We start from the raw sequence: 24,225 nt of genomic DNA, 5'->3' as shown, positions 1-24,225 counted from the left end.
TAGCGCCATGACAACAGAAACTGCGTCCTGCACGCTGAACTCACCGGACGATACGGCCCGATTGGCCGCACAGATCGCCGGGGCCCTGCGCCCCGGCGATTGCCTGTTGCTGGAGGGGGTGATCGGCGCCGGTAAAACCCATTTCGCCCGCCATTTGATCCAATCGCTTATGGATGTGCCGGAGGACGTCCCTTCACCTACTTTTACTCTGGTGCAAACCTATGACGTGCCCGCCGGTGAGCTGTGGCACACCGACCTTTACCGGCTGTCGTCTCTGGATGAGCTGGAAGAACTGGGTCTGATCGAAGCGTTCGACAGCGCCATCTGCCTGGTCGAATGGCCCGACCGGCTGGCCGAACTGACCCCCGCCCACGCCATTCGCCTGAAACTGGCGCTGGATCCGGAACATGAAGACCGCCGCCGTCTGACGCTTAGCTGGAGCGACATGAAATGGCGGCCCATGATGGAGCGCATCTGCGCATGACTGACCGCAACACCCTGTGCGAAAGATTTCTCTCAGCTACGTCTTATGGCGGCTGGCAACGCGGTCCGCTGGCCGGCGATGCCTCCAACCGGCGCTATGAACGGCTGACGGCCGACAATGGTAAGACCGTTGTGCTGATGGACGCGCCGCCGGAAAAGGGCGAAGATGTCCGCCCTTTCATCCGCATTGCCGAATACCTGCGGGCCCAGGGTCTCAGCGCCCCGGAGATCCTGGCACAGGACGTTGAGAATGGCTTTTTGCTGCTGGAAGACCTGGGTGATGACCTTTTCGCACGCGTCGTTCTTCAGAAACCGGCGCTGGAAATGGAACTCTATAAGGCGGCCACCGATGCGCTGGTTTCCTTGCATCACGCAACCACGCCGGATCTTGAACCATATGGCCCGCGAATGATGGCAGAAATGGCCGGTCTGGCGCTGCTGAAGTACCGCGACGGTATCCTCGGCGGCCATGATCCTGACTTGCAATCCAGGTTCGAGGATCAATTCGAAGACATCCTGCGTGAAACTGTCAAAGGCGATCCTGTTCTGGTTCAGCGTGACTACCACGCCGAAAACCTGCTGTGGCTGCCGGACCGCAACGGGGTGGCGCGTGTCGGTTTGCTGGACTTTCAGGACGCCCGCGCCGGCCACTGCGCATATGATCTGGTGTCGCTGCTGCAGGATGCCCGCCGCGACGTGCCGGCCGCCATCGAGATGCAGATGATTGATCGCTATATCTCTGCCACCGGAGTGGATGAGTCTGGTTTCCGCACCGCCTATACCGTTCTGGGCGTGCAGCGGAATCTTCGTATCCTCGGTGTCTTTGCCAGGCTCAGCCTGGAGTACGGCAAACCTCATTACGTGGACTTGATCCCGCGGGTGTGGGACCATTTCATTCGCGGGCTGGAGCATCCTGCGCTGGCTCCGGTTGCGGATCTGCTGCGTGAAGGCCTGCCGCCCCCAACCCCGGACAATCTGGATAGGCTGAGGCCCTGATGCAGCGCGTCCCTGATGCCGTCATGCTGTTTGCCGCTGGATTTGGAACCCGGATGCGGGAGCTGACCCGCGACAAGCCGAAACCGATGATCGAAGTCTCAGGACGGCCACTGATCGCCCATGCGCTGGAGCTCGCCCAAGCCATCCGGCCAGCCCGGATAGCAGCAAACCTGCATTACAAGCCTGAGCCGTTAAGGACCTTTTTAGAGCCTCATAGTGTACGCATCAGTCTCGAATCCCCCGAGATTCTCGACACTGGCGGCGGTCTGCGCCAGGCTTTGCCGCTGTTGGGAGACGGGCCGGTTTTCACCATGAATACCGACGCCATATGGAAGGGCCCGAACCCATTGAGTTTGGCCCTGCAGGCATGGGACCCGGACCGCATGGACGCACTGCTGGTCTGTGTGCCGCTGGAACGTGCAGCGGGCCGCACCGGTGGCGGGGATTTCTCGGCGGATGCCGACGGCCGCATCAGCCGTGGCGGAAAGTTAGTCTATGGCGGGGTTCAGATCCTGAAGACCGGCGGCTTGGATCAGGTAAAGGAACAAGCGTTTTCACTGAATCTCCTTTGGAACCAGATGGCCGCTCAAGGCCGGTTGTTTGCTCTGGAATATCCTGGCCGCTGGTGCGATGTGGGCCATCCAGAGGGGATCACACTGGCCGAGGATCTGGTAGCCGCAGATGATGTTTGAACCTTCCGCAAAACCGCGCGTCTTCGCCCTGCCCTGCGGTGTCGACTTCCCGTATGCACTGACCGACGGGCTGCGCATCCGCAGCCAGGACCAGCCGCCCGAGGCATTGGCGAAGGTTGAGCTGATCATCAACACCTCCCGTATGGCGCGGCGTGTCCGCACCTTGTTCGACAATGGCCCCGCCCTGCTGCTGCCGCGCATGCTGCTGCTGACTGATCTGGCAAAACGCGCCACACTGGACGGGCTGCCGCCCGCTTTGCCACCGCTGCGGCGGCGGCTGGAACTGTCTCAATTGATCGCAAAACTATTGGATGCGCAGCCCGACCTGGCCTCTAGGGCATCGCTCTATGACTTGTCCGACAGTCTTGCCGCGCTGATCGACGAGATGCAGGGCGAAGGCGTCAGTACCGACGCAATCCGCGATCTGGATGTTGCGGACATGTCCGGTCACTGGGCGCGGGCGCAGGCTTTTATCGGAATCGCCGATGAGTTCACTGGCCTGCATGAAGGTGCGATGGATGCCCAGGCGCGGCAGCGGCAGGTGGTGCTGAACCTGATCGGGCAATGGCAGGAGGACCCGCCGCCGCATCCAGTGATCCTGGCCGGCTCCACCGGCTCGCGCGGGACGACACTGATGCTGATGCAGGCCATCGCCCGGCTGCCGCAAGGCGCGGTGGTGCTTCCCGGCTTTGACTTTGACCAGCCGGATCATGTTTGGGACAGGCTGGATGATCCGATGATCTCGGAGGATCATCCACAGTACCGGTTCCACAAATTATTGAAAGACTTGGAACTTTCACCTGGCGACGTGCAGCGCTGGACTGATGCACCGCCAGTCTCTTGTGAACGCAACCAGCTGGTTTCTCTTGCCTTGCGTCCAGCCCCGGTGACCGATGCCTGGATGAGCGAAGGACCAAATCTGTCTGGTCTGAAACCGGCCACAGAAAACGTTACCCTGATCGAGGCCCCCACCCCCCGCGCCGAAGCGCTCGCCATTGCTCTTCGACTGCGCCAAGCGGCGGAAGACGGGCAAACCGCCGCGCTTATTACTCCGGACCGGATGCTGACCCGCCAGGTCTCGGCAGCGCTGGACCGCTGGGATATCCTTCCTGACGATTCTGCCGGCCAGCCCCTGCAGCTGTCGCCGCCGGGCCGTTTCCTGCGCCATGTGGCAGGTCTGTTCTGCAAACCGCTGGCATGCGACAGCCTGCTGACACTGCTGAAACACCCGCTGACCCACGATGGCGCGGACCGTGGCAATCACCTGCGCCAAACCCGCGAGCTTGAACTGTCCCTGCGCCGAAACGGTCCGCCCTTCCCCGATGCCGCAGCCTTTGCCGGATTTGAAAAGGGACGCAATCTGACCCCAGGCTGGACGTCCTGGCTCAGCGTCTGTTTCGCAGATCAGCAGATCGCAGGCACCCTTCCCTTGACTGATTGGGTCCGGCGGCTGCGTGAGCAAGCTGAACATATCGCTGCCGGCAGCCGATCAGACGGCGGCAGTACGTTGTGGGACAAGAAGGCTGGTCAGGCCGCGCGCTCTTGCATTGAAAACCTGGAAGCCGAAGCCCCCTATGGCGGCGACATGTCCGCCCGCGATTTTGCCGATCTGCTGGGTGCGCTGCTGAGCCAGGGCGAGGTGCGCGACCGCGATGCGCCCTATGGTTCAATCATGATCTGGGGCACGCTGGAGGCCCGGGTACAGGGCGCTGATCTGGTGATCCTTGGCGGCCTTAACGAGGGCAGCTGGCCAGAGGCTGCCAGCCCCGATCCCTGGCTGAACCGGCAACTGCGCAACCAGGCCCGCCTCTTGCTGCCCGAACGCCGCATCGGCCTGTCAGCGCATGATTTTCAACAGGCCATCGCTGCACCCGAAGTCTGGCTGACGCGCGCCGAACGCTCGGAAGAAGCAGACACCGTGCCCTCGCGCTGGCTGAACCGGCTGACCAACCTCTTGTCCGGACTGCCGGATCAGGGCGGCCGGGATGCGCTGGAAGCTATGCGGACGAAAGGCCGCCAGTGGCTCGGCCGGGCAGAGACTCTGGAGCAGCCGACACCGATCCCGCAAGTGCCGCGCCCCTCGCCGAGGCCACCGGTTACCGCCCGCCCGCGCCGGCTCACAATCACGGAAATCCCCCGCTTGATCCGCGACCCTTATGCGATTTATGCCAAGCACGTACTGCGGCTGAAGCCTCTGAATCCTCTGGTGCAAGAGCCGGACGCCTTGCTGCGCGGTATTGTGGTGCATGAGGTGTTTGAGCAGTTCATCAAGGAAGCCCAAACGGATCCTTCCCTGCTGACTGCCGGTCACCTGATCGACAAAACCCGCCAGCTGCTGGAAAGCCACGTCCCCTGGCCGGTTGCGCGCATTCTGTGGCACAGCCGCATCCGCAAGATCGCCGGAGACTTTGTGCTGGCGGAGCGGGAACGCCAGGCCCGTGCCAAACCGGTCGCCTTTGAGGCCACAGGCAGCACCCGGCTGGACCCTCTGGATTTTACCATCGCCTGCCGCGCCGACCGGATCGACATGGACGACCGCGGGTTTCTGCATCTTTATGATTACAAAACTGGCGCGCCGCCCTCGGAATCGCAGCAAAAGAAGTTCGAAAAGCAACTGCTGATCGAAGCCGCCATGGCCGAGCAAGGCGCCTTTGACGGGCTTGGCCCGGCAGAAGTGGCCCGCGCCCTGTTCATCGGGCTTGGATCCAGCATGAAAGAAGTGCGTGCGCCGCTGGAAGAAGAACCGCCGGCCAAGGTGTGGGACGAGCTGCACACTCTGATCGGGGCCTATTTCGAGCCTGAACAAGGCTATTCGAGCCGCCGCATGGTGTATCGCGACGATATTACCGGCGACTATGACCACCTGGCGCGTTACGGCGAATGGGATCGCAGCGCCACGCCGCAGCCGGAGAATTTGTCATGACCATCCGCGACGCCGCCTCCGAGGCGCAGTTCCGCGCCGCCCGTCCCGATGCCTCTACCTGGCTGGCGGCCAATGCAGGTTCTGGCAAGACCAAAGTTCTGACCGACCGGGTGGCGCGGCTCTTGCTGAAGGGCGTGCAGCCGCAGCACATCCTGTGTCTCACCTACACCAAGGCCGCCGCCAGCGAGATGCAGAACCGGCTGTTCAAACGGCTGGGCGAATGGGCGATGCTGAGGGATCCGGCGCTGATCGCCGCACTGACGGAGCTGGGCGAGGTCAACACCGGCGCCGGCGACCTGGCACAGGCCCGCACCCTGTTTGCCCGCGCGATTGAGACGCCAGGCGGGTTGAAAATCCAGACCATCCACTCCTTCTGCGCCTCGCTTCTGCGCCGTTTCCCGCTGGAGGCCGGCGTCAGCCCGCAATTTTCAGAGATGGACGACCGATCGGGCCAGCTGCTGCGTGCGGAAATCATGGAGGATTTTGCCCAAGGGTCCGAGGCACCTCTGGTGGGCTCACTGGCGCGCCATGTCAGCGACAGCGATTTCGAGACCCTGACATCCTCCATCTGTCAGCGCCGCGCCGATTTCGGCCAGCCGTTGGGTTGGGAAGGGCTGTTGGAGCTGTTTGAGCTGCCTGAAGGTTTTGACGAAGCCGCACTGGAGGCCTTGGTGTATTTAGGCGGCGAGGAAGAACTGCTGCAGCGCACCCGCCAGATGCTGGGGCAGGGCGGTGCGACCGATCAAAAGGCAGCTGCAAAGCTGACAGGCATAACCAAGCCGGCACTTGCCGACTTGAGCACGCTGGAAAGCATCTTCCTTACCGGCGCCAGCGCCAAAGAGCCGTTCACCGCCAAAATCGATAAATTCCCAACCAAAAAGCTACGCGAATCGCATCTTTCACTTATGGACCAGCTGGAACCGCTGATGCTGCGGGTCGAAGATGCCCGCACCAAACGCCTGGCCCTGGCTGCCGCACGTAAAAGCCATGATCTGCATCGCTTTGCCGCCGCCTTCCTGCCGGAGTATGAGCACCGCAAACAGCTGCGTGGCTGGCTCGACTTTGACGACCTGATCCTGAAGGCCCGGCAATTGCTGAACGATCCGGGCGTTGCAGCCTGGGTGCTGTACCGGCTGGATGGCGGCATCGACCACATTCTGGTGGACGAGGCACAGGATACCAGCCCGGTGCAATGGGACGTGATTGAGAAGCTGGCGCAGGAATTCACTGCCGGCGTTGGTGCGCGCTCGGATGTCGAACGCACGATCTTTGTGGTCGGCGACAAGAAACAGTCGATCTATTCCTTTCAGGGCGCCGATCCGGATGCCTTTGACCGGATGCAGCAGGAATTCGGGCACCGGCTGGCGGAAACCGGGGCAGGGCTGCAGGATGCATCGCTCGATTTCTCTTTCCGCTCTTCTGCTGCGATCCTGAAACTGGTGGATCTGGTGTTCCGGGACAGCCCGCGCGCAGGTTTTCGCAAGGACGCACTGCACCGGGCTTTCAAATCCGACCTGCCGGGCCGGGTGGATCTTTGGCCAGCGGTCGGGAAGGTCGAGGATGACGAGGATCCGGACTGGACCAGCCCCGTTGACCGGCCCAGCAGCCGCCATCACACAGTGATCCTGGCGGAACGCATCGCCCAGTCGATCAAACAGATGATCGGCACCGGCGTCACAATCCCTGAGGACGGTGCTGAACGCGGCACCTTCCAGCGCAGGCCGGTGCAGGCAGGTGATTTCCTGATCCTGGTGCAGCGCCGGTCTGATCTGTTCTCTGAGATCATCCGTGCCTGCAAGAAGGCCGAACTGCCCATTGCCGGCGCCGACCGGTTGAAAGTAGGTGCCGAACTGGCGGTGAAGGACATCGCAGCGCTGCTGCGGTTCCTGGCCCTGCCGGAGGACTCCTTATCATTGGCGGAAGCACTGAAGTCGCCGCTGTTCGGCTGGAATGAACAAGCGCTGTTCGACCTCGCCCACCGGCGTGAGGCAATGTACCTATGGCCGGCGCTGCGCGAGCGGGCAGGGGCGTTCCCCGAAACCATGGCCGTGCTGGACGACCTGCGCGCCAATGCTGATTTCCTGCGCCCCTATGATCTGATCGAACGCATCCTGACACGCCACAGCGGCCGCCAGAAACTGCTGGGCCGGCTGGGGCCGGAAGCCGAGGACGGCATCAACGCGCTGCTGTCGCAGGCACTGGCTTATGAGCGCACCGATGTGCCGAGTCTTACCGGGTTCCTGGTCTGGATGCAGACCGACGATCTCGAAATCAAACGCCAGATGGGTGCCGCCGGCAATATGATCCGGGTGATGTCAGTGCATGGCTCCAAAGGCCTGGAAGCGCCTATTGTGATCCTGCCGGATACAGCCAAACGCCAAGCGCCGCGCGATGCTGAAATCATGCTGGCAAATGGCACCCCGGTCTGGAAGCTGCCCAAAGACCAGATGCCAGCCACTATGCTGGCCGCCCGTGAAGCCGCGCAGGATAAACTTCAAAATGAACGGTTGCGCCTGTTGTATGTGGCTCTAACCCGGGCAGAAAAGTGGCTGATCGTCGCCGCAGCCGGCGACACCGGTGAGCAGAACGACAGTTGGTACCGTATGTCGGAACGTGCACTGCGGGACGGCGGAGCAGTGGAATTTGAAACCGAAGGCGGCACCGGGTTACGTTTGCAACACGGTGATTGGGACGGGCTGCCGCTCATAGAAACGCCTGCCCAGGACGTTGAGAAACACATCTTGCCGGAAGTCTTTACCCGGCTGGCCAGACCTTACGCAGCACCGGATCCGGCGCTCAGCCCTTCGGATTTGGGCGGAGCCAAGGCATTGCCGGGGGATCAGGGCTTGGACGAGGAGGCCGCCAAAGCCCGCGGCAGCAGGCTGCACCTGCTGTTGGAGCATCTGCCCGGCCGATCCGAAGGGGATTGGCCGGAGCTAGCAAAAAACCTTCTGCAAGATGCAGAAGACAGCGGCGAACTTCTGGCCGAAGCCTCAGCCGTTCTCACAAACGCTGATTTGATTCATATTTTCAAGCCGGACACTCTGGCCGAGGTGCCTATTACAGCAGATTTGCATGGTTCGCGCCTGCATGGGGTGATCGACAGACTGATCGTAACCCCGGAAAAAGTCCTGGCAGTGGATTTCAAATCCAACGCAACTGTACCCGAAACGCCTGAAAGATGCCCCGAAGGCCTGCTGCGGCAGATGGGCGCCTATGCCCATGCGCTTGCACAGGTTTATCCGGATCACGCCATTGAAACCGCGTTGCTTTGGACCTGCAATGCAACCCTGATGCATTTGCCGCACGAGCTTGTGACAGGCGCGCTTCTGCGGCGGATGGAACCTTGACGATCAGTTAAGCCGTACCTAGGTTCCAACTCCAGTTGCCACACACTCATGGAGACATGCATATGTCCACCGTAGCCGTCACCGACGCCACTTTTGACGCCGAAGTCAAGAACTCCGACATCCCCGTTGTGGTGGATTTCTGGGCTGAGTGGTGCGGTCCCTGTAAGCAGATTGGCCCCGCTTTGGAGGAACTTGCCGCAGAATTCGGCGGCAAGGTGAAAATTGCCAAGGTCGATGTCGACAACAACCCGAACTCCGCCGCCGCCATGGGTGTGCGCGGAATTCCGGCGCTGTTTATCTTCAAGGACGGCCAAGTGGTTTCGAACCGTGCCGGCGCCGCCCCCAAAGCTGCGCTGCAAAGCTGGATCGAAGACTCGATCTGAGCCTGATCCTTTTTGCGGATTTCAGAGGGTTGTCCCCGCGGGGACAGCCCTTTTCTTTTGCACGCATACGCTGGTGTATCTGCGGACGGTAAACTGGCTCTTTCCATTGCCTCCATTGCCTGTAACGGTCCGGCCCGGAACAGATACAGGAGGCACTATGGCCAAGACCCGGGTATTGGTGGAATTCGGCATGGGCACATCGCTCAGGCGCGAAGATTACACCGAAGCTGCCCGCCGCGCGATCAAGGACGCGCTGTGGCACAACTCCGTCAGCATGGCGGAACTGTTTGATTTCCAGAAAGAAGACATGATCATCGACGCAGAGATCGGCGTTCAGAAACCCGAAGCCGTGGACAAGGATGCGCTGCTGGGGATTTTCCCCTATGGTCAGCCCAGCATCCGGGTTGTGAAGGGTGGTCTCAATATCGAAAAGCCCCACGGCGGCTGCACGGTAATCGCCAATGCGGCCGTGATTGTGTCCTTTGACATGGAGGCAGCGGAATGACCGAAAAACGCATCATCCTGGAAATGGGCACCGGCAATGACCTGTATGGCCAGGATTACACCAAGGCCGCCCGCCGTGCGGTGCAGGACGCGTTGCACCATTCGTCGATCACCCTGTTTGCTAAGCTCGGGATTGATCACGGCGAAATGCGGGTGGACGTGACGATCGGTGTGAAGCAGCCGGAAGCAGTGGATTGCGATCTGGTGGCCCAGGATTTGCCGCGGGGCCGCGCCAGTGTGCGCGCCGTGATGGGCGGGCTGGATGTAGAGGATGCAGAAGCCGGAACGCGTCATGTGGTCGCCACGGCTGCGATCGAGGCCTGGCTGCCGGATCAGGCTGGCAAGTATAAAACCAGCATCCAAAAATGAACAAAGCCGCCCGATAACGGGCGGCTCATTCAAAACTGCTGATCATCTGATATCAGATATTGGCGATATCAGCACGGTTCATGCCGATGTCTTCCAGCTGAGCGTCCGACAACCGGGCCAAAGCCTTGCGGGTTTCACGGCTCTCGTTCCATTCCACGAGAGCAGTTTTCACGTTGATCAATGTGTCGACCACGCGGAGAACGGTGACTGCTCCGAGCGGCGCATAGATGTTTGCGGTAGTCATAGCGCTAGTCCTTCTGAGAAACAGCCGACCCTGTGCCGGTTGTGAGCCCCATTTAGGATGTGCAGCTGAGTCTCACAATTGCCGGTTCATCAGCCCCGGATTGCAATTTCTGCATAGCAGTGAACAGCCCTGCAGCTGCTGCCGGGCAGTGGACTTTGCGCGTTCTCTTGTGCCGGCGGTGGGATGGTTCCATATAGAGGGCAATAAAGCGGAGGCACAAATGGCAGACGATCAATTCCCCGGCTGGCACGGCACCACCATCATCGGCGTGAAGAAGGATGGCCAGGTTGTCATCGCCGGCGACGGCCAGGTGTCGCTGGGACAGACGGTGATCAAAGGCACAGCCCGCAAGGTGCGCCGCCTGTCCCCGGGCGGGTTTGACGTGGTGGCGGGATTTGCCGGATCAACAGCCGATGCATTCACCCTGCTGGAGCGGCTGGAAGCCAAGCTCGAGGCCACTCCAGGCCAACTGGCGCGGGCAAGCGTGGAACTGGCCAAGGACTGGCGCACCGATAAATACCTGCAGAAACTGGAGGCCATGCTGATCGTCACCGATGGTGCCGACATGTTCGTGATCACCGGTGCCGGCGACGTGCTGGAGCCTGAGCACAACGTGGCTGCCATCGGCTCCGGCGGAAATTTTGCCCTGGCAGCAGCACGCGGCATGATGGACAGCGGCAAATCCGCCGAAGCTGTGGCCCGCGATGCCATGGCCATCGCTGCTGAAATCTGCGTTTACACCAATGGCAACCTCACAGTTGAGAGCATAGGCCAGGAAAGCTGATATGACCCAGATAGATCAAATTGATCTGCGGGCTGCTGTAGGGTCCGGCTTGCTGACCGAGGCCCAAGCTGCCTCGCTTCTGGCTTTGGCGCACAGCCGCAGAGGCGCACGGGAGAATCTGGCGCCTGGCGATGAACCCTTTGAACTGTTCAAGGGGTTCAATGAAATCTTCATTGTGATCGGGCTGTTAATCCTGGCCTCTGGCTGGATGGCCTTCACAGCGGTTGATCTGGCCGGGTCAATCGGCGGCTATCAGGACAAGGCCGTCTATTCGGCCATCGCCGGTGCAGCCGTGCTTTGGATGCTGTCTGAATACTTCATCCGCCGCCGCCGGATGGTGGCACCCGCGATCGCACTCTCGCTTCTGTGGGCCGGCAACGCCGGTACCGGTTTTTCTGCTGGCTACTCCCAGCCCTTCATGATCGCGCAGAACGATTTTTCGAGCCTGCCGCTGCCATTTGCGCTGGCAACCGTTGCCATTGCTGTTTTCTGGCTGCGCTTTCGCGTTCCTTTTGCCATGGCACTGATCGCCTTGGGTATCTTTGTTCTCGCCCTCTTATCAGGATCGATACAGGCAGGCACTCCTGCCGGCATCAGCGACCTATTCCTGCTGTCGGCCAGCGGGCCGTTTGCCTGGATCACGCTGGCCGTCGGATTTGCTGTATTTACTGCAGCCATGGCCTTTGATCTCAGCGATCCGCACCGGGTAACCAGGCGCTCGGCCCAAGGTTTCTGGCTGCACGTCGTTGCAGCGCCGGCCCTGGTGAATACTATTGCGCTCAGCTTGCTGGACGCCGGTACCGCAGGTTCCAACATGCTGCTGCTCGGTGTGCTGCTGCTGTTTGCCATGATCGCAATCATCATTGACCGGCGCTCGTTCCTGATTGCCGCAATCGGCTATAGCGTTACCCTTGCAGGAACTGTTTTCAACGGTGAAGGCACCGCCATTACGATCCTGGCGCTCGGCGTGTTCCTGGTCGCTCTGGGGGCTTTCTGGAGCCATATCCGTGCTGCGCTGCTCTCCCTCTTGTCTGGCGTGCTGCCGCTTGACCGGCTGCCGCCATCCCACTGAAACGGAAGTACCAATGACTGATCTGACCCCACGCGAAATCGTTTCTGAGCTGGACCGTTTCATCATCGGCCAGAAAGAAGCCAAACGTGCCGTGGCCGTGGCCCTGCGCAGCCGCTGGCGGCGCAAGCAGCTGGCTGATGACCTGCGGGATGAGGTATACCCGAAGAACATCCTGATGATCGGCCCAACCGGTGTTGGCAAAACTGAAATTTCCCGTCGTCTCGCCAAGCTGGCACGCGCGCCCTTCATCAAGATTGAGGCGACCAAGTTCACTGAGGTCGGATATGTGGGCCGCGATGTGGAGCAGATCATCCGGGATCTGGCAGACAGCGCCATCGCCCAGACCCGCGAATTCATGCGCGAGGATGTGAAAGCCAACGCCCAGAAAGCTGCCGAGAACAGAGTGCTGGAAGCCATTGCCGGCTCAGACGCGCGCGAAGCCACCCGCGAAATGTTCCGCAAGAAGCTGAAATCCGGCGAACTCGACGACACAGTGATCGAACTGGATGTTGCAGACACCTCCAACCCGATGGGCAATATGTTCGAAATCCCCGGCCAGCCCGGCGGCAATATGGGTGCGCTGAACCTGGGCGACCTGTTCGGCAAGGCGATGGGCGGACGCACCACCCGCAAAAAGATGACCGTTTCCGAAAGCTATGAGGTGCTGATCAGCGAAGAGGCAGACAAGCTGCTGGACGATGAAACCGTCACCCGCATCGCGCTGGAATCGGTGGAACAGAACGGCATCGTTTTTCTGGACGAAATCGACAAAGTCTGCGCCCGCCAGGAGACCCGCGGCGGCGACGTCAGCCGCGAAGGCGTGCAGCGCGATCTGCTGCCGCTGATCGAAGGCACCACCGTCAGCACCAAACACGGACCGGTCAAGACCGACCACATCCTGTTCATTGCCTCCGGCGCGTTCCATATTGCCAAACCCTCGGACCTGCTGCCGGAACTGCAGGGCCGTCTGCCGATCCGGGTAAGCCTGCGGGCGCTGACCGAAGCGGATTTCGTGCGTATCCTGACCGAGACCGACAACGCATTGACCCTCCAGTATACTGCATTGATGGGCACGGAAGAGGTTGAGGTAACCTTTACCGAAGACGGTATCGCCGCGTTGGCCAAGATTGCCGCCGAAGTAAACCAGACCGTGGAAAACATCGGCGCCCGGCGGCTGTACACGGTGATGGAGCGGGTTTTTGAGGAGCTGTCATTTACAGCGCCGGACCGCTCGGGCGAAGCGGTCACTGTGGACGCAAGTTTTGTGAAGAAAAATCTGGGCGAGCTTGGCCGCTCAGCTGATGTCAGCCGTTACGTGCTCTAAATTGCCAGAGAACGTTGCGGCCACTGGACTTTGGCGGCAGGTGGAGTAGCCTGCCGCCAATTGATTGAGGTGAACATTATGCACGGGCTGCGCCTGATTTCCGGTGTGATCATGGTCCTTCTGGCGGCCTGTACTGACAGATCTTTTACACCAACAGTTCCTGAGGCGTTGGAACTGGGCAGTCCCAAGACCATTTTCGCAGCCACAAACCGCGAACCGCTGCCGGACGGCACCTTTGGGTCAGAGCGCACCGATGGAGTCAGCCTGCTTGAACTCACAGTTTCAATCCCGCCGGATCATAAGCCCGGTTCGCTGAAGTTCGGCTACGCAAACCCGGACCCTTCCACTGAATTCACCATGGCAGGACGAAAGACGTTTGCGACAGAGGCAGCCTTTTCCGCCCGGCTGCAGCAAGAGCTGGCAAAGTTTCCCAAACAGGAGCGCGAAGTCACGGTTTTTGTTCACGGTTTCAATTCCACCCAGGCCGAGACCGCTTTCCGTGCTGCCCAGTTGACCCACGACATTAATGTTCCCGGGGCAACGGTCATCTATTCCTGGCCAAGCAAGGGCCGTCCGCTGGGCTATGCCTATGATGGCGACAGCGTGCTGTTTGCCCGCGACGGGCTGGAGGCACTCCTGCGCAATCTGCGCGCGTCCGCGGTCGAACGGATTGTGGTTGTTGCCCACTCCATGGGCGGGCTGCTCACGATGGAAACCCTGCGCCAGATGGAGATCAAAACGCCTGGCTGGACAGCGCAGAACCTGGGCGGTGTCATCCTGATGTCACCCGATCTGGATGTCGACGTGTTCAAATCCCAGATGCAGAGATTCACGCAGGTGCCGCAGCCGTTCCTTATTTTCGTTTCACGAAAAGATAACGTCCTGACACTGTCACAGCGCCTGCGCGGCCTGAATGGCCGTGAAAGACTGGGAAATCTGGACAGTATTGACGCAGTCAGCGGTCTGCCGGTGGAAGTGATCGACACCACAGCCTTTGCAGATGAAGCGGAATCGCAGCATTTTGTGGCAGCCTCGTCCCCGGCGCTGATTGCCCTGTTGAACGGTGCGCGGGAAACCGCAGACACATTCACGCACAACCAGGACCTGTTGCAAAAGATTTTGCCGGGTCAGATTGTTATTCAGGACAGCACCATCAAGGTTGCACTGGAAAGCACGCCCGCGGACAACAGATAAGCGGCGTCAGCGGCTGCGTCTGAGATAAACGTAATAGGCGCCTTCACCGCCATGGCTGATGTGGGCAGGGGTGACCTGCATCACTGCTTGCGCCAGCGGCGGCAGCGACAGCCATTGCGGCACCTTGTGGCGCAGCACCCCGCGCGGGACCGGCATCGGGCCTGGCTCATCGCGATCCTTGCCCTTGCCGGTGATCACCAGCACCAGCCGTTTTCCGGAGGCCTGGGCAGACAGAATAAACCGGGTGAGGGCAGGGTGCGCCGAGTCGATCCTCATGCCGTGCAGGTCCAGCTTGCCTTCCGGCCTAAGTTTGCCGCGCTTCATACGGCGGAAGGATTTCTCATCCATCTGCACCGGATTGCCGGCCAGGCTGCGGGCAATCGAAGGCTTCAGATCGTGTTTCAGCGGTTTGGGCTTGGCGCGGCTTCCAATCTCAAACGGATCCAATCTCGGCTCAGGGTGCTTAACCGGTTTGGGTTTCGGCATCGGCGGAGCAGGGGGCGTGGAATGCGCGCCCGGATGTATACGTTCTGCGTGTTTAACGACCTTGTGCCAGAGGTCGATCTCATCTCCTGTCAGTTTCCGCCGTGTCATTCAAAGGTCTTCCGGCAGCATCGCATAGGCCCGCTGGATCGGCAGCAGAACCACCATCCGCCCAGGGTCTTTCATGGTTCCGGCGGTCTCGCCGGCCTCATCACCTGTGCCGACAAAAATATCAGCCCGCTGCGCGCCCTTTATTGCGGATCCGGTATCCTGCGCCACCATCAGGCGTCGCAGCGGCATATGCCCGTCCTTTTCCACCCAGACCGGCGCACCCAGCGGGGTGTATGCGGGATCGGCGGCAATGGTGCGCATTGGCGTGACCGAGCGGTTCATAGCGCCAAGCGGCCCTTTGGAGGCAGCCACTTTGCGCACTTCGCGAAAGAACACATAAGACGGATTGTGGAACAGCAGCTCCTTGCCGTCCGACGGGTTGCGCCGGACCCAGGATTTGATCACCTGGGCGCTGACCTGATGGGCGTTGTAGACACCGCGGCGCACCAACTCCTTGCCGATAGATTTATAAGTGTGGCCATTGGCTCCGCCATAGCCCACCCTGATCATAGAGCCATCAGGCAAGCGGATCCGGCCAGAACCCTGGATCTGCAGAAAGAACAGCTCCACCGGGTCATCCACCCAGGCAATCTCCAACCCGCGGGATTCCATGACACCACTGGTCAGAATGTCCCGCCGGGGCAGCCACGAACCGGTGCCGCGTGCCTCGGGCGGCATCTTGTAGACGGGATAGCGAAACCGGCCTGTGGGGTAGCGGGAACCGTTCAGTTCCGGCTCGAAATAGCCGGTGAACAGAGCCTGATTGCCATCCTCAATCAGAACCGGGCGGAAGAACAGTTCGAAAAACGCTCTCGCCCCCTCGGGGGTCTGCGATTGCGCTGCCTTGCACAAGGCAATCCAGTCGGGATCCTTTAAGTCCTTGCAGGTTCCCAGAAAAACCTGAAGTGCCTGATCATGGTCGTCTTTTGCCCAGCCATCCAGCTGAGCAAAGTCCAGGATGCTGGACACGGCTTCTGATTGCGCCCCGGAGGCGGTCATCGCGGCACCTGCGATTGCAGCTGCCCCAAGTACCCCCCGAAGCGCCGCAATCATGCGTCCGTCGCTACCAGCTGCCAATTGGGGTCATCGACGCCCATGTTGCGGGCAAAGACCCAGGTGTCCTTCTGACGCTTCACTGCCTTGGGGTCGCCTTCGACAATATCACCGCCGCGGTCGCGGACAACGGAGGTCATCTCACCAACAAAACGCATGGTGATCTCAGCGCGGCCCGTTTGTGTGTCGAGCGAGGCATCCGCCAGGGAGGTTTCACGCACGCCGATAAACTCAGCCTCGATCTTGAACCCCTGATCCTCACGCTGCGCAACGGCGTCTACAAAGCTTTCGAACACATCCTCGGCCAGGAACGGCTGGATGTCGTCCAGATTGCCATGCTCAAAGCCCATCAGGATCATTTCGTATGCACCGCGTGCACCCTGAACGAATTCCTGGACCTGAAAGGATGGCTCAACCCGCTTCATCGCAGCCAGGGCCTGGGCTTGCGGGCTGTCTTCGGCCACATAATCGGTGATGTCGCGGTCCGGGCCGCCTTCGATCACTTCCAGATCGGGGCGGCGGCTCCGCGCTTCGGATTGCGGCAGCGGTGGCTTTTCGAAACCTTCGCGTGTCCCAAGTACGCTTTTCAAGCGCAAGATCAGAAACACGGCGATACCGGCCAGAACCAAAAGCTGAATCACAGGCGACTCCATGGATACCTCATGCTAGGCGTTCGTGCTTTGTTTGAAACCAAAGCGGTCAGACCTTATGTAGGTGACGGGCGGGGGCAAGTCTACCGCCCGGGTGTATGATCGCAAGGAAACCCGCATGTATCTCTTCCTGGCTTTTCTGATGGTTCCCATCATTGAAATCGCTTTGTTTATTCAAGTCGGGGGCGCCATCGGGCTGTGGCCGACTCTGGCTATCGTGGTTCTGACCGCCGTGATGGGCACCTGGCTGGTGAAAACCCAGGGCCGCATGGCGATGGGGCAGCTGCGGTCGTCGTTTCAGAAAATGTCCGATCCGGCTGAACCTTTGGCCCACGGGGCTATGATCCTGTTCGCCGGCGCGCTGCTGCTGACCCCTGGATTCTTTACCGACGCCTTTGGCTTTGCCCTGCTGATACCGCCGGTGCGGCTGGCAGTTTACCGCTACATTCGGGCCCGAGTAACAGTGGCGCAGTTCCAGATGGGGCCCGGCAGCATGCAGGGCCGCAACTACCCTGGAACCGCCGGCAAGCCGGATGATATCATTGACGGAGATTATGAAGATGTGACCCAAGGTGAACGTCCAAACACCCCGTCAGGCTGGGTTGACGGCCCCCGTTGAGCTACCCGGACCAAGCTGCTAAGCACGGTCAAAAGCAAATTTTCAGGAGTATCCCGATGGCCGAAAACGGCGAAGCCCAGCAGCAGCCGCAAGTCCAGATGAACGTTCTGGGTCAGTTCATCCGCGACATGTCGTTTGAAAACGTGATGGCGCAAAAAGGCACCGGCGGCGACGTGCAACCCGATGTCAGCGTTCAGGTGAACCTGGATGCAAAAAAACGTTCGGCCGAGAACCAGTATGAAGTTGTCACCAAACTGACTGTTGAATCCAAGAACAAGGAAGGCGGCGAAGTCCTGTTTGTTCTGGAACTGGAATATGTCGGCGTGTTCAACATCGCCGGCGTGCCGGAAGACCAACTGCATCCGTTCCTGCTGATCGAATGCCCGCGCATGACCTTCCCGTTCCTGCGCCGCATCGTGTCGGACGTCACCCGCGACGGCGGCTTCCCGCCGCTGAACCTGGACAACATTGATTTTGTGGCGATCTATCGCAACGAACTGGCCCGCCGTCAGACCGAAGCGGCAACAGCGGCCCCTACCCAATAAAGTTTCTGATATTCGGAATAGAAAACGCCGCTGGGTTTCAGCGGCGTTTTTCATTTGCGGATCTGGCCCCGATCAGGAGACGTTCCACAAAGCCTCTTCACCCAGCTTTGCCACGAACTCCTCATGCGCTGCCAGCTCCTCTGCGGTGATCCGCTGGGGCAATGCCGAGGGGCGAGGGGCAGGGCGCCAGTCATCTTCCACCTTTGCAGTGCCGGAAGCCGACTGTGCAGACAGGCCAAAATCCGGCTGGCGGCCGCCGATCAGCTCCAGATAGACATCGGCGAGGATTTCAGAGTCGAGCAGTGCCCCGTGCAGGGTGCGGTTGGCATTGTCGATATTGAAGCGCCTGCACAGCGCGTCCAGCGTCGCCGGCGAGCCGGGAAACCGCTTGCGCGCTATCGCCAGCGTGTCGAGCGCCTGATCCATCGGCAGTGTTGGCAGGCCCATCCGGTCCAGTTCGTAGTTCAGGAACTTCATGTCGAAGCTGGCGTTATGAATGACCAGTTTTGAGTCCTGCACGAAATCCAGGAAACTCTGCCCAACCTTGGCAAAAACCGGCTTGTCCCGCAGCGTCACCGCGCCGGGTTGAGGCTTTTGCGGCGGCTCCAGCAGGTCTGGACCGATGCCGTGAACCGAAAACGCCTCGGCCGGCATCATCCGTTCCGGATTGATATACTCATGGTACGTCTTGCCGGTGGGCATGTGGTTAAACAGCTCTACCGCACCGATTTCAACAATCCGGTCGCCGGAGAACGGGTCAAACCCGGTGGTTTCGGTATCAAGAACGATTTCACGCATTGACCTGTTTGCTCCTGATGTCTGCGAGGATTGCTGCCACCTGCGCCTGGGCGTGTTCCAGCGTGTCCGTTTCTATCACGTAATCGGCGCGGGCGCGTTTTTCCTCAATCGGCATCTGCTTCTGCAGGATATGCTCGAATTGCTCAACCGTCATCGTTCCGCGGGCAAGAACCCGTTCTTTTTGTGTCTCTGCATCCACGAACACGCAAGCAACCGCATCCATTTCTGCATCACCACCCGTTTCAAACAGCAGTGGAATGTCAAAGACCAGGATATCGTTTTGCGCTTCTTTGCGGAACTCTGCCCGGTCCTGTGCGACAAGCGGATGCACAATAGCTTCGATATGCTTCAGTGCATCAGGGTTTTCCCCGATGATACGTTTCAACACAGCACGGTTTACCGCGTCATCCCTGATCGCATCAGGAAAAGCTGTCTTCATTGCCTGAACCGCTGCGCCTCCGGCGCTGTAAAGCCGATGCACGGCTGCATCTGCATCCCAAACCGCACAATCCCCGGCGGCGAACAGCTTGGCAGTGGTACTTTTGCCCATTCCGATAGAGCCGGTAAGGCCGAGGCTGAAGCTCATCTTAAAGCCGCCGCCCGCGTTGCGGCATCCACATCGGGGCGGTGTCCGAACCAGCGTTCGAACCCTGGCACCGCCTGATGCAACAGCATGCCCAGCCCGTCAACCACAGTGCAGCCAGCATCCTCAGCCGTCTGCAGCAAGTCGGTTTTCAACGGCGCATAGATCAGATCAGTCACAACCGCATTCGACTGCAATCCATCCATTGGAACACGCAGACGCGGTTTACCGACCATTCCCAAAGAGGTGGTGTTCACAATCAGCGCACCCTCCTCGATCACATTGCCGGCCTGTACCCATTCGACCACCCTTACACGGTTGCCGAAGTCCGAATGCAACTGGTCAGCCCGGCCGCGGGTGCGGTTGGTCAGCAGGATCTCCGGCACTCCGGCTTCCAGCAGTGAGGCAACAACCGCGCGGCAGGCGCCGCCAGCACCCAACAGAACTGCTGGGCCGGATTGCGGGTCCCAATCCGGCGCTCCCTGATGCAGATTGGTGATGAAGCCGTAGCCGTCAGTGTTGTCAGCCAGGATTGTTCCATCCCTGCGAAAGATCAGCGTGTTAGCAGCGCCGATCAATTTAGCCCGGTCTGTGACCTTGTCCGCAATCTCCATTACCGCTTCTTTGTGCGGAATGGTGACATTTGCACCAACAAACCCCATTTTAGGCATCAGCCGGACGGTCTCGGCCAGATCATCAGGTTCCACATGCATCGGCACATAGTGGCCGGAAATACCATAGGTGTTCAGCCAGTGACGGTGCAGCTGCGGGGACTTGGAGTGTCCAACCGGACAGCCGATCACGCCGGCGAGCGGGACTTTTGCTATTGTCATTGCTCGATTACCCCTTGCAAACCCAAGTAACTGATAAGCTCCATCAGCGGCAAGCCCAAGACATTAAAGTAGCTGCCGTCAATGCTGGCAAACAGCCGCACACCTTCTTCCTCCAGCTTGTATGCACCCACCGCATGGCGGATGCTTTGCCAGTTCCGGGCGACATAATCCTCGAGATATGCATCGGTGCATTTCCGCATGACCAGACGGACTTGTCCGACATGGCGCCAGATGGGCTCACCGTCGCGGTAAATCACGGCGGCAGACAACAACATGTGCCGTTTGCCCCGCATCTCCTTCAACTGAGCCACCGCTTCATCGGCACTGACAGGTTTCGAAAGAAGCCTTCCTTCGAAATCAAGAACCTGATCACATCCCAACACAAGCTTTCCGGGACGCTTGCCGCTGATCTTGCGTGCCTTGGCTTCTGCCAGTGCATCGGCGACATCGCGCGGAAGTGCCTTTTCGGCCAAGAGCGCGGACTTGATCGCCTGCTCGTCCAGACGCGGGACATCGGTTTCAAATTCTATCCCGGCCTGACGCAGCAGTTGCGCCCGGATTTCGGAACCTGAAGCCAGCACTATGTGGGCAGTCATGTGGAAAACCCCGTGGGAAAGAAGCAGACGGTTTCAGGACGTTTTGTATGGTTTTCCGCGGTTAAGTAAAGACTCCAGGGCTTGACGCAAATTCCGGGATTCAATTCGCTGAGTCGTCCTTTGTGGGGCAGGATAACTTTATTTTCGTGGATATGCCGGCTCTCCCCGGATCATCCCGGCGTTATCCCCAAGCATCGAAGAACGAACACAGCATGAATGCACCTTATTTCTAAGGCGTTAAAAAAACTTCATGCCTCCTGTCCCGTCCCATCTGGAATCTTATCCCTGCTGGGGATAAGCGGAGGAGGATTCACTTATCCACCGGAATCCATGCACACTACAAAAACATCATCCTTCTAATATATCTTTAATTATTAGGGTGATCAGATCTGACCGGGGAGAACTGCCCATGGACCTGAGCGACCTGATGTTCACGCTCTACCCGTATGCCAAATCACTGCACATCATGGCTGTGCTCAGCTGGATGGCAGGGCTATTCTATCTCCCCCGTTTGTTCGTGTATCACGTGGAGCAGGCAGAGAAGGTCCAGGACACAGTGCCGATCTTTCTGCAAATGGAAGAGAAGCTCCTCCGGATCATCATGCGCCCTGCAATGTACGTATCTTGGGCCGCAGGGCTGTTTATCGTGCTGACTCCAGGGATTGTTGACTGGAGCTATGTTTGGCCGTGGAGCAAGGGCGTGTCCGTGATCGCCATGACGTGGTTCCACCATTGGCTGCTGTTCCGCTATCGCGACTTTTCTGCAGGGAAAAACAGACTGTCGGGCCGGCAGTTCCGAATGATGAACGAAGTGCCAACCGTCCTGATGGTGGTGATTATTGTCTCGGTGATCTTCAAATTTTAACGCAGAGGCGCGGCAAGGGGCCTGGCAACCCCGGAACGCCTGCAGCCGGCGTTTGACTCATCTGAAACGAGTCCCTATGTATGGCACTCAACGGGCCCGTCCGGGCCACCGTGTTTTCCAATCCTGTCGTGTGACCAACCCCTGAGTAAGCGGGGGAGTAGAGGCCGTATCTATATGACCGTGCAATCCCTGAATCTGTCTGATCTCAAGGCAAAAAGCCCCAAGTCTCTGCTGGCTATGGCTGAGGAGCTGGAGATCGAAAACGCCTCGACAATGCGCAAGGGCGAGATGATGTTCCAGATCCTGCGTGAACGCGCGGATGAGGGCTGGGATATAAGCGGTGACGGCGTGCTCGAAGTGTTGCAGGACGGTTTTGGTTTCCTGCGGTCGCCTGAGGCTAACTATTTGCCGGGACCGGACGACATTTACGTGTCACCCGACATGATCCGCCAATACTCTCTTCGTACCGGCGACACTGTTGACGGCCAAATCAAGGCGCCGCTGGAGACAGAGCGCTACTTCGCGCTGACCAACGTTACCTCGATCAACTTTCAAGAGCCTGAGAAGGCACGCCACAAAATCGCCTTTGACAACCTCACGCCGCTGTATCCGGATGAACGGCTGAAGATGGAAGTCGAGGATCCCACCATCAAGGATCGCTCGGCGCGGGTGATCGACCTGGTGGCACCGATCGGCAAAGGCCAGCGGTCGCTGATCGTGGCGCCGCCGCGGACCGGTAAAACGGTGATCCTGCAGAACATCGCGCATTCGATCGAGAAGAACCATCCTGAGTGTTATCTGATCGTATTGCTGATCGACGAGCGCCCGGAAGAGGTGACGGACATGCAGCGTTCGGTGAAGGGCGAAGTAGTGTCTTCCACCTTTGATGAACCTGCCACACGCCATGTAGCGGTGTCCGAAATGGTTATCGAAAAAGCCAAACGTCTTGTAGAGCACAAACGAGATGTTGTTATCCTTCTGGATTCAATCACAAGACTTGGTAGGGCCTTTAACACTGTTGTGCCTTCGTCAGGCAAGGTTCTGACCGGTGGTGTTGATGCAAACGCCCTGCAGCGGCCCAAGCGGTTCTTTGGCGCTGCCCGGAACATCGAAGAGGGTGGCTCGCTGACCATCATCGCCACCGCGCTGATCGATACCGGCTCGCGTATGGACGAAGTGATTTTCGAAGAATTCAAAGGCACCGGTAACTCGGAAATCGTTCTGGACCGTAAGATTGCGGATAAGCGGGTGTTCCCTGCCATCGACATCCTCAAGTCCGGTACCCGGAAAGAGGAGCTTTTGGTCGACAAGATCGATTTGGCCAAAACCTTTGTGCTGCGCCGCATTCTGAACCCGATGGGAACCACAGATGCGATTGAGTTCCTGCTGTCCAAGCTGAAGCAGACAAAGTCGAACACCGAGTTCTTCGACTCGATGAACACCTGATCGGGGCGGGCGAGTAAAAAAGGGCCATCCCATGGACACGATCTTTGCGCTGGCCTCCGCACAAGGGAAGGCCGGAGTCGCGGTAATACGCATCTCAGGTCCTTTGGCGCATGAAGCCGGCGCGCAGCTTTGCGGAGGCGTTTTGCCGGCGCGGGACAAAAGCCTGCGTGTTTTACACGACGACTCAGGTGAGCGCTTGGATGAAGCTTTGGTGCTTAGCTTTACGGCTCCCAAGAGTTTCACTGGGGAAAATACTGTTGAGTTTCAAGTGCATGGAAGTACAGCTGTTGTATCAGCGGTGCTGGAAAACCTAGGCCGCTTTACTGGTTTGCGGATGGCTGATCCGGGCGAATTCACCCGGCGCGCTTTGGAAAACGGTAACCTGGACTTGGCTCAGGTTGAGGGGCTCGCGGATCTGATTGACGCGGAAACCGAGGCACAGCGCAAGCAGGCACAGGTTGTTCTTGCCGGCGGGCTTGGAAAATTGGCTGAAACCTGGCGCAGCAGTCTGATTCGCGCGGCTTCCTTGATCGAGGTAACTATTGATTTCGCTGACGAAGAAGTGCCGGTTGATGTAACGCCGGAAGTCTCTGCGCTGCTGTCTAATGTTCAGGCCGGCCTCGAAAGAGAGACAGATGGGGTGAAAATTGCAGAGCGAATCCGCAGCGGGTTCGAAGTGGCCATTATCGGCGCACCCAATGTCGGAAAATCCACACTGTTGAATGCGTTGGCCGGCCGCGAGGCGGCGATCACGTCTGAGTTTGCCGGAACCACCCGCGATATTATCGAAGTGCGTATGGATCTGGCCGGCTTACCAGTCACTTTACTGGACACTGCAGGTTTGCGGGATACCGACGATCACGTTGAGGGTATTGGCATCGCATTAGCGCGGAAACGCGCGGAAGATGCGGATATGCGCGTATTTTTGGCGGAAGATGATGACATTTTAGACGTCGAGATGGAGAATGGTGATATCCGTCTTCTCCCAAAGGCTGACCTCCGCGAAAACGCGGCAGATGCGATCTCAGGCAGGTCTGGTCAGGGTATCGACAGGCTTGTCGAACACATTTCATCGGTTCTTAAAGAGCGCTCAACTCAGGCCGGAATTGCGACTCGCGCCCGACACCGGGATGCTATGCTTTCAGCGTTGGTTAGTTTGGCCGAAGCACAGGTTATCCTGTCGCGTGGTTCGGAATTCTATGATATTGCCGCCGAAGAAATGCGCTCGGCGATCCGAGCGCTGGAGACGCTAGTGGGCCGGATCGGAGTGGAAAATCTCCTGGATGAGATTTTCTCGAGCTTCTGCCTGGGAAAGTGAAGGAGTG

The 24,225-nt window shown here is 59.3% G+C and carries 25 protein-coding genes; 17 read left to right on the top strand and 8 right to left on the bottom strand.

Features of this window, described 5'->3' with window-relative positions:
- Positions 1-7: 7 nt before the first annotated feature.
- From tsaE to ETW24_RS20040, 8 genes are all read left to right on the top strand, one after another.
- Positions 8-484: a tRNA (adenosine(37)-N6)-threonylcarbamoyltransferase complex ATPase subunit type 1 TsaE gene (tsaE, locus tag ETW24_RS20075; RefSeq protein ID WP_129372684.1), complete on the top strand. Its 477-nt coding sequence runs from the start codon at positions 8-10 to the stop codon at positions 482-484.
- Complete coding sequence (locus tag ETW24_RS20070) at positions 481-1,479, top strand: aminoglycoside phosphotransferase family protein (protein ID WP_129372683.1); 999 nt, start codon at positions 481-483, stop codon at positions 1,477-1,479. Before tsaE ends, ETW24_RS20070 begins: the two co-directional genes overlap by 4 nt.
- Positions 1,479-2,171 (top strand): nucleotidyltransferase family protein, encoded by a 693-nt coding sequence (locus ETW24_RS20065; protein ID WP_129372682.1) that lies wholly within the window; start codon positions 1,479-1,481, stop codon positions 2,169-2,171. The genes ETW24_RS20070 and ETW24_RS20065 overlap by 1 nt, the downstream gene beginning before the upstream one ends.
- A complete protein-coding gene (gene addB / locus ETW24_RS20060) occupies positions 2,161-5,094 on the top strand; it encodes a double-strand break repair protein AddB (RefSeq protein ID WP_205877306.1) in 2,934 nt (977 codons plus the stop codon). Before ETW24_RS20065 ends, addB begins: the two co-directional genes overlap by 11 nt.
- Complete coding sequence (gene addA / locus ETW24_RS20055) at positions 5,091-8,444, top strand: double-strand break repair helicase AddA (RefSeq protein ID WP_129372680.1); 3,354 nt, start codon at positions 5,091-5,093, stop codon at positions 8,442-8,444. Before addB ends, addA begins: the two co-directional genes overlap by 4 nt.
- A gap of 62 nt (positions 8,445-8,506) precedes the next feature.
- Complete coding sequence (trxA, locus tag ETW24_RS20050) at positions 8,507-8,827, top strand: thioredoxin (RefSeq protein WP_027256960.1); 321 nt, start codon at positions 8,507-8,509, stop codon at positions 8,825-8,827.
- A 157-nt stretch (positions 8,828-8,984) separates the two neighbouring features.
- Complete coding sequence (locus ETW24_RS20045; RefSeq protein WP_129372679.1) at positions 8,985-9,332, top strand: Lin0512 family protein; 348 nt, start codon at positions 8,985-8,987, stop codon at positions 9,330-9,332.
- Complete coding sequence (locus ETW24_RS20040; RefSeq protein ID WP_129372678.1) at positions 9,329-9,700, top strand: Lin0512 family protein; 372 nt, start codon at positions 9,329-9,331, stop codon at positions 9,698-9,700. The genes ETW24_RS20045 and ETW24_RS20040 overlap by 4 nt, the downstream gene beginning before the upstream one ends.
- A gap of 52 nt (positions 9,701-9,752) precedes the next feature.
- On the opposite strand, the gene ETW24_RS20035 is transcribed toward ETW24_RS20040, so the two are convergent.
- The gene (locus ETW24_RS20035; RefSeq protein ID WP_129372677.1) at positions 9,753-9,944 is read right to left on the bottom strand and encodes a DUF1127 domain-containing protein; all 192 of its coding nucleotides are present in this window, start codon (positions 9,942-9,944) and stop codon (positions 9,753-9,755) included.
- Between the two features lie 220 nt (positions 9,945-10,164).
- On the opposite strand from ETW24_RS20035, the gene hslV reads away from it, so the two are divergent.
- The 4 genes from hslV to ETW24_RS20015 all read left to right on the top strand — a co-directional run bounded on the left by hslV (position 10,165) and on the right by ETW24_RS20015 (position 14,318).
- Positions 10,165-10,728, top strand: a complete 564-nt coding sequence (gene hslV / locus ETW24_RS20030; protein WP_129372676.1) for an ATP-dependent protease subunit HslV — start codon at positions 10,165-10,167, stop codon at positions 10,726-10,728.
- Position 10,729: 1 nt separating this feature from the next.
- A complete protein-coding gene (locus ETW24_RS20025) occupies positions 10,730-11,800 on the top strand; it encodes a hypothetical protein (protein ID WP_129372675.1) in 1,071 nt (356 codons plus the stop codon).
- Between the two features lie 13 nt (positions 11,801-11,813).
- Positions 11,814-13,124 (top strand): ATP-dependent protease ATPase subunit HslU, encoded by a 1,311-nt coding sequence (hslU, locus tag ETW24_RS20020; protein ID WP_129372674.1) that lies wholly within the window; start codon positions 11,814-11,816, stop codon positions 13,122-13,124.
- Between the two features lie 78 nt (positions 13,125-13,202).
- Entirely contained in the window at positions 13,203-14,318 is a 1,116-nt protein-coding gene (locus ETW24_RS20015) for an alpha/beta hydrolase (protein WP_129372992.1), read from the top strand.
- Between the two features lie 6 nt (positions 14,319-14,324).
- On the opposite strand, the gene ETW24_RS20010 is transcribed toward ETW24_RS20015, so the two are convergent.
- Genes ETW24_RS20010 through ETW24_RS20000 form a run of 3 tightly spaced genes read right to left on the bottom strand, consistent with a single transcriptional unit; the run spans position 14,325 to position 16,618 of the window.
- Positions 14,325-14,912 (bottom strand): Smr/MutS family protein, encoded by a 588-nt coding sequence (locus tag ETW24_RS20010; RefSeq protein WP_129372673.1) that lies wholly within the window; start codon positions 14,910-14,912, stop codon positions 14,325-14,327.
- On the bottom strand, positions 14,913-15,965 hold the full coding sequence (gene mltA, locus ETW24_RS20005; protein ID WP_129372672.1) for a murein transglycosylase A: 1,053 nt from the start codon (positions 15,963-15,965) through the stop codon (positions 14,913-14,915). It abuts the gene before it with no gap.
- Positions 15,962-16,618: a Tim44/TimA family putative adaptor protein gene (locus tag ETW24_RS20000; RefSeq protein ID WP_129372671.1), complete on the bottom strand. Its 657-nt coding sequence runs from the start codon at positions 16,616-16,618 to the stop codon at positions 15,962-15,964. Before ETW24_RS20000 ends, mltA begins: the two co-directional genes overlap by 4 nt.
- A 115-nt stretch (positions 16,619-16,733) precedes the next feature.
- On the opposite strand from ETW24_RS20000, the gene ETW24_RS19995 reads away from it, so the two are divergent.
- Entirely contained in the window at positions 16,734-17,234 is a 501-nt protein-coding gene (locus tag ETW24_RS19995; RefSeq protein ID WP_129372670.1) for an FxsA family protein, read from the top strand.
- A gap of 56 nt (positions 17,235-17,290) precedes the next feature.
- Positions 17,291-17,779, top strand: coding sequence for a protein-export chaperone SecB (secB, locus tag ETW24_RS19990; protein WP_129372669.1), 489 nt, complete (start codon positions 17,291-17,293; stop codon positions 17,777-17,779).
- A 72-nt stretch (positions 17,780-17,851) separates the two neighbouring features.
- Here the strand turns inward: secB and dnaQ are convergent, their stop codons facing one another.
- The 4 genes from dnaQ to ETW24_RS19970 are packed head-to-tail and all read right to left on the bottom strand — an operon-like array spanning position 17,852 to position 20,589.
- Complete coding sequence (dnaQ, locus tag ETW24_RS19985) at positions 17,852-18,577, bottom strand: DNA polymerase III subunit epsilon (protein ID WP_129372668.1); 726 nt, start codon at positions 18,575-18,577, stop codon at positions 17,852-17,854.
- Positions 18,570-19,163 carry a dephospho-CoA kinase gene (coaE, locus tag ETW24_RS19980; RefSeq protein WP_129372667.1) on the bottom strand — a complete coding sequence of 198 codons (594 nt, stop codon included), beginning with the start codon at positions 19,161-19,163 and terminating at the stop codon, positions 18,570-18,572. Before coaE ends, dnaQ begins: the two co-directional genes overlap by 8 nt.
- Positions 19,160-19,993: a shikimate dehydrogenase gene (locus tag ETW24_RS19975; protein ID WP_129372666.1), complete on the bottom strand. Its 834-nt coding sequence runs from the start codon at positions 19,991-19,993 to the stop codon at positions 19,160-19,162. The genes coaE and ETW24_RS19975 overlap by 4 nt, the downstream gene beginning before the upstream one ends.
- Complete coding sequence (locus tag ETW24_RS19970) at positions 19,990-20,589, bottom strand: Maf family protein (RefSeq protein ID WP_129372665.1); 600 nt, start codon at positions 20,587-20,589, stop codon at positions 19,990-19,992. The genes ETW24_RS19975 and ETW24_RS19970 overlap by 4 nt, the downstream gene beginning before the upstream one ends.
- A gap of 409 nt (positions 20,590-20,998) precedes the next feature.
- On the opposite strand from ETW24_RS19970, the gene ETW24_RS19965 reads away from it, so the two are divergent.
- The 3 genes from ETW24_RS19965 to mnmE all read left to right on the top strand — a co-directional run bounded on the left by ETW24_RS19965 (position 20,999) and on the right by mnmE (position 24,218).
- Positions 20,999-21,454, top strand: a complete 456-nt coding sequence (locus ETW24_RS19965) for a CopD family protein (RefSeq protein WP_129372664.1) — start codon at positions 20,999-21,001, stop codon at positions 21,452-21,454.
- A 174-nt stretch (positions 21,455-21,628) separates the two neighbouring features.
- Positions 21,629-22,900 (top strand): transcription termination factor Rho, encoded by a 1,272-nt coding sequence (rho, locus tag ETW24_RS19960; RefSeq protein ID WP_129372663.1) that lies wholly within the window; start codon positions 21,629-21,631, stop codon positions 22,898-22,900.
- 31 nt (positions 22,901-22,931) lie between these two features.
- Positions 22,932-24,218, top strand: a complete 1,287-nt coding sequence (gene mnmE, locus ETW24_RS19955) for a tRNA uridine-5-carboxymethylaminomethyl(34) synthesis GTPase MnmE (RefSeq protein ID WP_129372662.1) — start codon at positions 22,932-22,934, stop codon at positions 24,216-24,218.
- Positions 24,219-24,225: the final 7 nt, after the last annotated feature.

Source organism: Leisingera sp. NJS204 (assembly GCF_004123675.1).
Taxonomy (GTDB): Bacteria; Pseudomonadota; Alphaproteobacteria; order Rhodobacterales; family Rhodobacteraceae; genus Leisingera.
The sequence above is the reverse complement of the archived record's forward strand: the minus strand, read 5'-3'. Positions and strand labels throughout refer to the sequence as shown.